Raw genomic sequence first — 10201 nt, forward strand, 5'->3', positions numbered from 1 at the left:
GCCCGAGCGGGCTGCCGTCGGCGACGGCCAGGTCGGCCAGCCCGTCGAGCATGTCCTGGAGGTGGGCGGCGTGGTCGGCGAGCAGCCGCGACGCCCGCCGGGCGGCGTCCCCGCCCAGCCTGCCCGCGGCGAGGTCGGCCGACAGCGCGGTCAGCGAGGCGACCGGCGTCCGGAACTCGTGCAGCACGACGCGGGCCCCGTCCAGCCGGGCCCGGCTCTGGGACACGATCCGGTCCCGCAGCGCGCGCTCGGACAGGTAACGCTCGTGCTCGCTCTCCGCCCGGGCGCGGGTGGTCGCGATGTCGGCAAGCTGGCGTTCCAGCAGGCGCACGAGCACCCCGGTGAGCACCGCCGTCGCGAACAGGAAACCGGTCCACCACAGTCCCGCGACGACCGCGGCGCCGACCGTGACCCCCGGGTCGGAGCCGAGTAGCGCCGCCACGGTGTAGCCGACGCCGAGACCGAGCGCGACGAGCTGCCCGAGCCGGTGCCCGCCGCGGAGCGCGATCGCGATGACGACCAGCGGCAGCGCGGCCACCATCGGGCTCGCCACCCCGCCGGTGAGTCCGCAGGCGAGCAGGGCGAGCAGACCGTCGATCCCGGTCAGCACGGCCGGCGGAACGGGCAGCCGCCCGCGGAGCACCGAGACGACGCCGAGCGCGGCCGCGTAGACCGCGCTCAGCCCGATCAGGACGGCGGCGACGACCGGCCGGGCTCCGGTGAGGTCCGGCCGGGCCACCAGCAGGCCGACAGCGCCGAGCACGACGCAGATCCTCAGGACGACGGCCTGGCGCTCCTCCCGGGTGCGTTCGGGCAGTTCACCGGCGTGCGCGGTCACGGTCGAGGCCTCTCGGGAGCGGACGGGGTCGGCGGCCACACTAGGCTCACCGACCATGCCGCCCGTGCCGACAGCGCCGCACGTGGTCGTCATCGTCGACGACCACGCCCTGTTCGCACAGGGCCTCGCCCTGCTGCTGGAGTCCCGCGCCGGGGACACCTTCCGGGTCGCGGGCTCGACCACCGCCGGGGAGGACGCCGTCGCGCTGGTCGGGAGGCACCGGGCCGGGATCGCGATCGTCGACCTCGCGCTCCCCCCGCTGGGCGGGGTGGAGACGATCCGCCGGGTCAAGGCCGCCTACCCCGCCACCCGGGTGCTGGCGCTGTCGGGCACCGAGGACCTGGACCTCGCCGCCGCCGCGATGCGCGCCGGCGCCGACGGCTACCTGGGCAAGTCCGCCGACCCGGAGGTACTGGTCGCGCCGCTGCTGTCGATCGCGGCCGGGGTGCGGGTACTGCGTGCGGAGCTGCTCGACGCGCTGCTCGTCGCGGCCGACCGCACCGCCGACGGCCTGCTCGACCGGCTCGGTGAGCGCGACATCGAGCTGTGGACGCTGCTGGCGCGGGGCCTGGAGACCGCCGACATCGCCCGCCCGATGCTGGTCAGCGAGCGCACCGCCAAGCGCATGATCGCCTCGCTGCTGCACAAGCTGGGCGCGGCGAACCGGATCGAGGCGGCCGCGCTGGCGGGGCGCTGCGGGCTGCTCGACGAGCACCCGGCCGGCCGCTGAGGTCCGCGCCGGCACGCCGCACGGCCCGGACGGGCCAAGCCTGGCCCGGTGATCGGCTGCGCGCCCCGGACGGCGCGGGACAGACTCGCGGCGACGTGCCGGGCGGCATCCTGCCCGGCCACATCTCGCGAGGAGGCGCTGATGGCCGTGTTCGCCGACGAGGCCGAGGTCTACGAGTACCTGGGCGGGGTGTTCCGGATCGGGATGGCCGACCCGGACCTGGTGGCGAAGCTGCAGCCGTCCGGGGTCGTCCTGCGGATCACATACACGAACCCGGACGCCGTCCTGACCGTGGACATGCCGAACTCCGAGATCCACACCGGCGCCGGGCAGGGCCCCGACCCGAACATCGAGCTGTTCATGTCCGCCGACACCGGCAACCGGTTCTGGCTGGGCAAGGTCATCCTCCCGGTCGCGATGGCCAAGGGCGACGTCCGCGCCAAGGGCCCGGTCTCGAAGGTCCTCAAGCTGCTGCCGATCGCCAAGCAGCTCTTCGGCCCGTACAAGGCGAAGCTCGAGGCCGAGGGCCGCGAGGACCTGCTGAAGGCCTGACCACGATCGGGTGAAGACCCCCGGCCGTCCGGCCCGCCACGACGGCGCCCGGCGAGACTGGGGGTCGACCCCACCCGACGGAGGCGCCGGCGATGGACAACATCTGGCTGGACGTGCACGCCTGGCAGCCCCTGCGGGGCTTGCTGCACCGGATGACCGAGATCGAGTGCGACGCACCCGACCCGCTGCCCCGCGACTTCGACGAGTGGCACGGCTGGGCCGAGGCCTGCCTGCTGGAGGTCGCGACGCGGGACGGCTGGCAGCACGGCCGCTACGCCTACACGATCCAGGAACGGGACGCGACCGACCATCCCGTCCGTGAGATCGGCAAGGACATCTGGGACTACGAGGAGCCGGCTCGCGAGTCGACCGGCTGAGCACCGGCGCCGGGTCGCTACCGTCGCCGGGAACCGATCGCGCGACGAGGAGGTCCACGGTGACACGGGGCAAGGGTCCGCTGGCCGGACTGAAGGTGATCGAGCTGGCCGGGATCGGGCCGGGGCCGCACGCGGCGATGATCCTGGGCGATCTCGGGGCGGACGTCGTCCGCGTCGACCGGCCGTCGGGCGGGCTGAAGCTCGGGTCCGACGCGGTACCCGACCCGACGGCGCGCGGCCGGCGCTCGGTCACCGCGGACCTGAAGGACCCGGCGGGCCGGGAGACCGTGCTGCGGCTGGTCGAGTCCGCCGACGTCCTCCTGGAGGGCTACCGGCCGGGCGTCACCGAGCGCCTCGGCGTCGGCCCCGAGGACTGCCACGCCCGCAACCCGCGCCTGGTCTACGGGCGGATGACCGGCTGGGGCCAGGACGGCCCGATGGCGCCGCGCGCCGGGCACGACCTGAACTACATCTCGCTGACCGGTGCGCTGCACGCGATCGGCCGCGCCGGGGAGCGTCCGGTCCCGCCCCTGAACCTGGTCGGGGACTTCGGCGGCGGGTCGATGCTGCTCGTCGTCGGCGTGCTGGCCGCGATCTGGGAGGCGAAGGCCTCCGGGCAGGGCCAGGTCGTCGACGCCGCCATGGTCGACGGTGTCAGCGTGCTGAACCAGATGTTCTGGGGCTTCCTGTCCCAGGACGCCTGGGTCGACGAGCGCGACTCCAACCTGCTCGACGGGCACGCCCCGTTCTACGACACCTACACCTGCGCCGACGGCGGGCACATGGCCGTCGGGGCGCTGGAGCCGCAGTTCTACGCCCAGCTCATCGCCGGCCTGGGGCTCACCGAGGACGACCTCGGCCCGCAGTACGACCGCGGCGGCTGGCCGGCCATGCGGGCCCGGTTCACCGAGGTGTTCGCCTCCAAGCCCCGCGACGAGTGGGCCGCGGTCTTCGAGGGCACCGACGCCTGCACCACCCCGGTGCTGTCGTTCGCCGAGGCCCGCGAGAACGCGCACCTGACCGCGCGCGGCACGATCGTCACCTCCGACGGCGTGCCCCAGGCCGCCCCGGCACCGCGCTTCTCCCGCACGGTCACCGAGACCGCCGGTCGCGGCACCGGCCCGGAGAGCGTCGAGGACGTCCTGCGCGACTGGGCCTGACCCGCACACGACGACGCCCCCGGTTCCGCAGGGAACCGGGGGCGTCGTCGTGTCAGGTGCTGATCAGTCGATCAGTCGGTCTCCTCGTCCGCGACCAGCAGGTTGCGGGTGCGGTTCGGGTCCACCGGGATGCCCGGACCGGTGGTGGTGGAGACGGTGATCTTCTTGACGTAGCGGCCCTTGGCGGCCGACGGCTTGAGCCGCAGGATCTCGTCGTAGGCGGCGCCGTAGTTCTCCACCAGCTTCTCGGTGTCGAACGAGGCCTTGCCGATGACGAGGTGCAGGTTGGCCTGCTTGTCGACCCGGAAGTTGACCTTGCCGCCCTTGATCTCGTTGATGGCCTTCGTGACGTCCGGCGTCACGGTGCCCGTCTTCGGGTTCGGCATCAGGCCACGCGGGCCGAGGATGCGGGCGATGCGGCCGACCTTGGCCATCTGGTCCGGGGTCGCGATGGCGGCGTCGAAGTCGAGCCACCCGCCCTGGATCCGCTCGATGAGGTCCTCGGCGCCCACGGCGTCGGCGCCGGCGGCCTCGGCCTCGGTGGCCTTGTCGCCGGTGGCGAACACGATGACCCGGGCGGTCTTACCGGTACCGTGCGGCAGGTTCACGGTGCCGCGGACCATCTGGTCCGCCTTGCGGGGGTCGACGCCCAGCCGCATCGCGACCTCGACGGTCGCGTCGGTGTTCTTGCTGGACGTGTCCTGGGCCAGCTTCGCCGCCGACAGCGGCGAGTAGAGGCGGTCCGCGTCGATCTTCGCGGCGGCCTCTCGGTAGGCCTTGCTGCGCTGTGCCATCTGTCCTCGTCTCCTTAGAGAGGTCAGGTCGTGGTCGGAGCCGCGCCCGGCTCTCCCACGCGTACGGGTGGTGTGGGGGGCTCGCTCAGCCGTCGACCGTGATGCCCATCGACCGGGCGGTGCCGGCGATGATCTTGGCGGCCTGGTCGAGGTCGTTCGCGTTCAGGTCATTCATCTTGACCTGGGCGATCTCCCGGACCTGGGCCATGGTCACGCTGGCGACCTTGGTCTTGTGCGGCTCGCCGGAGCCCTTCTCGACACCGGCCGCCTTGAGCAGGAGCCGCGCCGCGGGCGGGGTCTTCAGCTCGAAGGAGAACGACCGGTCCTCGAAGACCGAGATCTCGACCGGCACGATGTTGCCGCGCTGGGCCTCGGTCGCCGCGTTGTAGGCCTTGCAGAACTCCATGATGTTGACGCCGTGCTGACCCAGTGCGGGGCCGACCGGCGGGGCCGGCGTCGCTGCGCCTGCCTGGATCTGGAGCTTGATGATCGCGGAGAGCTTCCGCTTCTTGGGGGGCATGTCCGTTCCTCAGTGATCGATGTGCACGCCACGCGGCCCTGCCATGCCGCGGACGTTCCTCACGGGTGCGATCAGATCTTGGAGACCTGGTTGAACCCGAGCTCGACCGGGGTCTCCCGGCCGAAGATCGAGACCAGCACCTTGAGCTTCTGGGCGTCGACGTTGACCTCGGAGATGCTCGCGGGGAGCGTGGCGAACGGACCGTCCATGACGGTGACCGACTCGCCGACCTCGAAGTCGACCTCGATGGTGGGGGCGCCGCCGGACGAGCCGGAGCCGCCGCCGGACGCGGTCCTGCCGGCCTCGGCCTCCTTCTTGGGGGCCTCGACCTTCGGCAGCAGGAACTTCACGACCTCGTTGATCGTCAGCGGCGACGGCTTGGACGTCGCGCCGACGAAACCGGTGACGCCCGGCGTGTTCCGCACCGCGCCCCAGGACTGGTCGTTGAGCTCCATCCGCACCAGGATGTAGCCGGGCAGCACCTTGCGCTGGACCTTCTTGCGCTGCCCGTTCTTGATCTCGGTGACCTCCTCGGTGGGCACCTCGACCTGGAAGATGTAGTCCTCGACGTCCAGGGTCTGCGCCCGGGTCTCGAGGTTCGACTTCACCTTGTTCTCGTAGCCCGCGTAGGAGTGGACGACGTACCAGTCACCGGGCGCGCGACGCAGTGCGGCGCGCAGCTCCTCCTCCGGATCCACGTCCTCGGCCGGCTCCTCCGCGGCGGCGTCCGCACCGTCGGAGTCGGCGTCCCCGGAGTCGGCGTCCCCGGAGTCGGCGTCGGCGTCCCCGGAGACGGCGTCGCCGGTGTCGTCCGCGTCCTCGGCGGTCGGGACCGTCTCGCCCTCGCCGTCCAGCGTCTCCGCCTCGGCGCCGGGGGTGCTGTCGTCGTCGGCCTCGGTGTAGTCGCCGGAGACGGCGTCCTCACCGTGCGCCGCCTCGACGTCGGCGTCCTGGACGGACTGCTCGGGCAGCGTCTCGTCGGCCGCGTTCTCGGCGACGGCGTCGATCGCGGCCTCGTCGGCCGCCTCGTCGTACGCCTTGCTGTCGGAGGTCACGTCCTACTCGCTTCCATTGTTCGGTGTCGGTCGGAGCCGGTCGGCGTTCGTACTCGCGTCAGTTGCCGAACAGCAGGGCGACGCCCTCGGCGAACGCCGAGTCCAGCACGAACACCAGCGCCACCATGATCGACACGAAGATCAGGACCGCGATGGTGTACTTCACCATCTGGCCGCGGTCGGGCCAGATCACCTTGCGGAGCTCGGCGACGACCTCGCGCAGGAACCGGGCGAGGCGGGCGAAGAGCGACGGCTTCTTCTCCTTCGTCGCCGCGGTGGCGCGGGTCGGGGTGGCACGGCCCTTGCCGGGGGTGCTCGCGGAGCCGGAGGCCCGCCGCCCACGACGGTCGGCGGCGTTGCTCGGGCGCTCCCGCCCGGGCCGCTCCGACTCGTGCTCGTCGCTCACGCGTGTCGCCCTCCGCACGTGGCGGGCGTCCGCCCGCCCTCGGTCACGTCCTCCGCTTCGGGAGAACCCTCGTCGCTTCGCCGTCCGTGCCGTCGGCCGCACCGCCGTGATCTCCGGCGGCCTGCGGCGTCGTGGCAGGGGTGACAGGACTTGAACCTGCAACCTGCGGTTTTGGAGACCGCTGCTCTGCCAATTGAGCTACACCCCTTTGCCCCGATCCGCCACGTGGCGGCGGGGCGGACGCAACGGATCGTCCGGTGCGTCCGGCTGGAACGAGTGTACGCACCCGCTTCCGCGGGCCCGCACCCCGGGTCGCCTCACCCCGGGAGGACGACCTCGGCGCGGGCCCGGCCGAGCACCGTCTTCCCCTCGAAGGCCGCCTTGAGATCGACGACGGCGATCCGCTCCCCGCCCTCCTCGCGCACCTCGGCGACGGTGCCGGAGAGCTCGACGGTGGCGCCGGCGTCGTCGTCCGGGACGACGACGGGCCGCGTGAAGCGGGTGCCGTAGCTGCGGATCGCGGCCGGATCCCCGGTCCACGCGGTCAGCACGCGGCCGGCGAGGGCCATCGAGAGCATGCCGTGCGCGATCACACCGGGCAGCCCGGCGACCGCGGCGACGCGGTCGCTCCAGTGGATCGGGTTGAGGTCGCCGGAAGCACCGGCGTAGCGCACCAGGTCGGCGCGGGTGACCTGCACGGTCAGCGACGGCAGCGCGTCGCCCTTGGCGCAGGCGGCGGCGGTCTGCCGGGTCAGCGGTGCACTCACGCGTCCCCCTCGCTGCCCGCGTCCTCACCGGCGGGACTGACCAGCATCGAGTGCGTGGTCGCCACCGGCTCGCCCGCCGCGTCGGTGACCTCGCAGCGCAGCGTCAACATGTGGTTGCCGGCCCGGGTGCGCAGCTCGTCGACGTGCAGCACCGTGGTGAGCTCGTCGCCGGCGACGACCGGCCTGCGGAACGTGATCCGCTGGTCGCCGTGGACCATGCGGGTGTAGTCCCACCCGAAGGCGGGCTCCCGGAGGAAGCCCTCGATGACCGGCATCGTGAAGCAGGTCGGGAAGGTCGGCGGGGCCACCAGGTCCGCGTGACCCGCGGCACGTGCCGCGTCCACGTCACGGAAGAGCGGATCGCCGTCACCGATGGCGACGGCGAACTCGCGGATCTTCTCGCGACCGACCTGGTACGGCCCGACCGGGTCCGAACTGTGCCCGACCCAGGACTGGTCGACCACTGTCAGCTCCGGGACTCGCTACGCACTCAGCGGGTCTCGCGGTGCGCCCGGTGGGTGCCGCAGTTCGGGCAGAACTTCTTGATCTCGAGCCGGTCGGGGTCGTTCCGCCGGTTCTTCTTGGTGATGTAGTTGCGGTGCTTGCACTCCTCGCAGGCCAGAGTGATCTTCGGCCGCACGTCCGTGGCCTTGGCCATCGCGGGTGCCTCCCAGCATGTCTCGTGAATGATGCGCCAACGTGGTGACGATGGCCGGACTTGAACCGGCGACACAGCGATTATGAGCCGCTTGCTCTACCAACTGAGCTACACCGTCATGCAAGAAGCCCCGCCGCATGCGGCGAGGCCCCTTGTAGAGCCCCCTTACGGAATCGAACCGTAGACCTTCTCCTTACCATGGAGACGCTCTGCCGACTGAGCTAAGGGGGCGGCAGCACCGGTGTCCCGCGGGCCCGAGGGCCTCGCTCTCACCGACGGGAAGAACTTTACACCGGGGTCCCGGGCCCCCGAACGGGGGGTCCCGGAACCCGGTTCCTGCAGGTCAACCGCCGTTCGTCACCAACTCGACTTGCGGACACCCGGCAGTGCGCCGTCGTGTGCGAGCTCGCGCAGCCGGACCCGGGACACCCCGAACTTGCGGAGGTGCCCGCGGGGGCGTCCATCGACCGAGTCGCGGTTGCGGACCCGGGTCGCGCTGGCGTCGCGCGGCTGGCGGCGCAGCTCGGCGACCGCGGCGGCCCGCTCCGGCTCCGGCGTCGACGGGCGGGCGATGAGCGCCTTGAGCTCGGCCCGCCGCTCGGCGTAGCGGGCGACGATCTCCTTCCGTCGCTCGTTCTTCGCGATCTGCCCGGTCGTGGCCATCAGACCTTCACCCCGTTCGCCCGGATCCTCGCCACCGCGGCGGAGACGCCGATCCGGTCCACCGTCCTGATCCCCTTCACCGAGAGCGTGAGCCGCACCCAGCGGTTCTCCTCGGCCAGCCAGTAGCGGCGGGTCTGCACGTTGGGGTCCCAGCGCCGGCTGGTGCGCCGGTGGGAGTGCGAGACCGACTTGCCGAAGCCCGGCTCGCGGCCGGTCAGGTCACAGCGCTTCGCCATCGCTCACCGTCCCGCGTGCGGGTAGGGCAGCAGGGCCATCTCCCGCGCGTTGCGGATCGCGGTGGCCACCTGCCGCTGCTGCTGGCCGGTGAGTCCGGTCACCCGGCGGGCGCGGATCTTGCCGCGGTCGGAGATAAACGTGCGCAGCAGCGCGGCGTCCTTCCAGTCCACGTGCTCGATCCCCCGCTGCTTCAGCGGGTTGGGCTTGCGTCGCGGCGCGCGCACCGGCTTGGGACGTGCGGGCATCAGCGCTCCTCCTTGAACTCGACGTGCCTGCGCACCTTCGGGTCGTACTTGCGCAGGACCAGGCGGTCCGGGTCGTTGCGGCGGTTCTTGCGGGTCACGTAGGTCGTGCCCGTCCCCGCCGTCGAGCGCAGCTTCACGATCGGCCGGACGTCGGTCGACTTGGCCATCGCGCCCCTCCTCTCAACATGGGAATCGTTTTCGTTTACGCTACACCGGACCGTGACCACGTCCGACTCCGGGAGGAAGACATGACCGAGCTGGTGGTCCTGTGCGGGACCGAGCCCGACGGGGTGGAGCGGACGATCACGCGGATGCGCGAGCTGGACCCGGGTGTCGTCGTGCTCCACCACGACCTGCGCGACCTGGGCCGCGGTGTGGTGCACCGGCGACTGCGCGACGCGGGCCGCGACGAGCGCACCGTGCTGGAGCTCGCCCACGGCTGTGTGAGCTGCACCATCCGCGAGGACGTGCTGCCGACCCTGGCCGCGCTGGCCGGGACGGTGGACCGGGTGGTGCTGCACCTGGACCCGCGCCTGGAACCGGAGCCGGTGTGCTGGGCGCTGGGGGCGGTGGTGTTCGAGCCGCCGGGTGGCGGCGAGGCCTGCACCGCGACCGACCTCGTCGACCTGCGCGGGGTGGTGGCCGTGCTCGACCCGGACCACTGGCTGGACGACGCCACCGGGGACGCGACCCTGCCCGAGCGCGGGCTGTCCACGCTGCCCGACGACGAGCGGACCGTCGCCCAGCTCGCCGTCGGGCAGGCCGAGTTCGCCGACGTCCTGGTGCTGACCCACGCAGTCGGGCCCGGGGGCGCGGACCGGACCGCCGCCGTCCTGGACCGGCTGTGCCCGACCGCACCCCGGCTGCTCGCCGGGCGGGCCGACCACCGGGTCTTCTGCGACGGGCTCGACCCCGCGTCCCGCCGCGGCGTCCCGGGTGGCGTGCACGACCCGCTGCTGCGCGGGACACCCCCGCTGGACGCCGACAGCGGCGTCCGCACCCTGCTGTTCTCCGCCCGACGCCCGTTCCACCCGGACCGGCTGCACGACGCGATCGACAGCCTGCTCGACGGCGTCGTGCGGGCCCGCGGCCGGGTCTGGCTCGCCACCCGTCCCGGCGCGGTGCTGTGGGTGGAGAGCGCGGGCGGCGGCATGCGGATCGGCCACGCCGGCGACTGGCTGGCCGGCGCCGCCGAGCAG

The 10201-nt window shown here is 72.6% G+C and carries 17 protein-coding genes and 3 tRNA genes; 5 read left to right on the forward strand and 15 right to left on the reverse strand.

The annotated features are described in order from the left end of the window. A partial coding sequence (locus GTW08_RS12765) for a sensor histidine kinase (RefSeq protein WP_202417098.1) occupies window positions 1–877 on the reverse strand: 877 nt, incomplete at its 3' end. 25 nt (window positions 878–902) lie between these two features. On the opposite strand from GTW08_RS12765, the gene GTW08_RS12770 reads away from it, so the two are divergent. From GTW08_RS12770 to GTW08_RS12785, 4 genes are all read left to right on the forward strand, one after another. Further along, window positions 903–1568 carry a response regulator gene (locus GTW08_RS12770; protein WP_238590147.1) on the forward strand — a complete coding sequence of 222 codons (666 nt, stop codon included), beginning with the start codon at window positions 903–905 and terminating at the stop codon, window positions 1566–1568. Between the two features lie 141 nt (window positions 1569–1709). Further along, window positions 1710–2120 (forward strand): sterol carrier protein, encoded by a 411-nt coding sequence (locus GTW08_RS12775; protein WP_062397890.1) that lies wholly within the window; start codon window positions 1710–1712, stop codon window positions 2118–2120. A gap of 92 nt (window positions 2121–2212) precedes the next feature. Beyond that, window positions 2213–2497 carry a hypothetical protein gene (locus GTW08_RS12780; RefSeq protein WP_161151960.1) on the forward strand — a complete coding sequence of 95 codons (285 nt, stop codon included), beginning with the start codon at window positions 2213–2215 and terminating at the stop codon, window positions 2495–2497. A gap of 59 nt (window positions 2498–2556) precedes the next feature. Continuing rightward, window positions 2557–3657 (forward strand): CaiB/BaiF CoA transferase family protein, encoded by a 1101-nt coding sequence (locus GTW08_RS12785; protein ID WP_161151961.1) that lies wholly within the window; start codon window positions 2557–2559, stop codon window positions 3655–3657. Window positions 3658–3728: 71 nt separating this feature from the next. Here GTW08_RS12785 and rplA read toward each other — a convergent pair whose 3' ends face one another. The 14 genes from rplA to rpmG (GTW08_RS12855) form a co-directional block, all read right to left on the reverse strand. Continuing rightward, entirely contained in the window at window positions 3729–4451 is a 723-nt protein-coding gene (rplA, locus tag GTW08_RS12790; RefSeq protein ID WP_161151962.1) for a 50S ribosomal protein L1, read from the reverse strand. Between the two features lie 85 nt (window positions 4452–4536). Further along, window positions 4537–4971: a 50S ribosomal protein L11 gene (rplK, locus tag GTW08_RS12795; protein ID WP_073576496.1), complete on the reverse strand. Its 435-nt coding sequence runs from the start codon at window positions 4969–4971 to the stop codon at window positions 4537–4539. Window positions 4972–5042: 71 nt separating this feature from the next. Next, the gene (nusG, locus tag GTW08_RS12800; protein ID WP_346009899.1) at window positions 5043–6026 is read right to left on the reverse strand and encodes a transcription termination/antitermination protein NusG; all 984 of its coding nucleotides are present in this window, start codon (window positions 6024–6026) and stop codon (window positions 5043–5045) included. Window positions 6027–6084: 58 nt separating this feature from the next. Further along, window positions 6085–6432, reverse strand: a complete 348-nt coding sequence (gene secE / locus GTW08_RS12805; RefSeq protein ID WP_062397901.1) for a preprotein translocase subunit SecE — start codon at window positions 6430–6432, stop codon at window positions 6085–6087. A 132-nt stretch (window positions 6433–6564) separates the two neighbouring features. Then, window positions 6565–6640 (reverse strand) — tRNA-Trp (locus GTW08_RS12810). Window positions 6641–6749: 109 nt separating this feature from the next. Continuing rightward, window positions 6750–7199, reverse strand: a complete 450-nt coding sequence (locus GTW08_RS12815; RefSeq protein ID WP_161151963.1) for a MaoC/PaaZ C-terminal domain-containing protein — start codon at window positions 7197–7199, stop codon at window positions 6750–6752. Beyond that, on the reverse strand, window positions 7196–7663 hold the full coding sequence (locus GTW08_RS12820) for a MaoC family dehydratase N-terminal domain-containing protein (RefSeq protein WP_100878745.1): 468 nt from the start codon (window positions 7661–7663) through the stop codon (window positions 7196–7198). Before GTW08_RS12820 ends, GTW08_RS12815 begins: the two co-directional genes overlap by 4 nt. Window positions 7664–7689: 26 nt before the next feature. Next, on the reverse strand, window positions 7690–7857 hold the full coding sequence (gene rpmG / locus GTW08_RS12825; RefSeq protein WP_020623293.1) for a 50S ribosomal protein L33: 168 nt from the start codon (window positions 7855–7857) through the stop codon (window positions 7690–7692). Window positions 7858–7899: 42 nt separating this feature from the next. Beyond that, window positions 7900–7975, reverse strand: a tRNA-Met gene (locus GTW08_RS12830). Between the two features lie 40 nt (window positions 7976–8015). Further along, a tRNA-Thr gene (locus tag GTW08_RS12835) sits at window positions 8016–8088 on the reverse strand. Window positions 8089–8214: 126 nt separating this feature from the next. Next, window positions 8215–8520 carry a 30S ribosomal protein S14 gene (gene rpsN / locus GTW08_RS12840; RefSeq protein WP_073576499.1) on the reverse strand — a complete coding sequence of 102 codons (306 nt, stop codon included), beginning with the start codon at window positions 8518–8520 and terminating at the stop codon, window positions 8215–8217. Then, entirely contained in the window at window positions 8520–8756 is a 237-nt protein-coding gene (gene rpmB / locus GTW08_RS12845; RefSeq protein ID WP_073576500.1) for a 50S ribosomal protein L28, read from the reverse strand. Before rpmB ends, rpsN begins: the two co-directional genes overlap by 1 nt. Window positions 8757–8759: 3 nt before the next feature. Continuing rightward, on the reverse strand, window positions 8760–9002 hold the full coding sequence (rpsR, locus tag GTW08_RS12850; protein ID WP_073576501.1) for a 30S ribosomal protein S18: 243 nt from the start codon (window positions 9000–9002) through the stop codon (window positions 8760–8762). Further along, window positions 9002–9169 (reverse strand): 50S ribosomal protein L33, encoded by a 168-nt coding sequence (rpmG, locus tag GTW08_RS12855; protein WP_020623297.1) that lies wholly within the window; start codon window positions 9167–9169, stop codon window positions 9002–9004. Before rpmG (GTW08_RS12855) ends, rpsR begins: the two co-directional genes overlap by 1 nt. An 81-nt stretch (window positions 9170–9250) precedes the next feature. On the opposite strand from rpmG (GTW08_RS12855), the gene GTW08_RS12860 reads away from it, so the two are divergent. Then, the coding region (locus GTW08_RS12860; RefSeq protein ID WP_161151964.1) for a ribosome hibernation factor-recruiting GTPase MRF at window positions 9251–10201 on the forward strand (951 nt) is incomplete at its 3' end.

The organism is Pseudonocardia sp. SID8383, assembly GCF_009864975.1.
GTDB classification, from domain to species: domain Bacteria; phylum Actinomycetota; class Actinomycetes; order Mycobacteriales; family Pseudonocardiaceae; genus Pseudonocardia; species Pseudonocardia alni.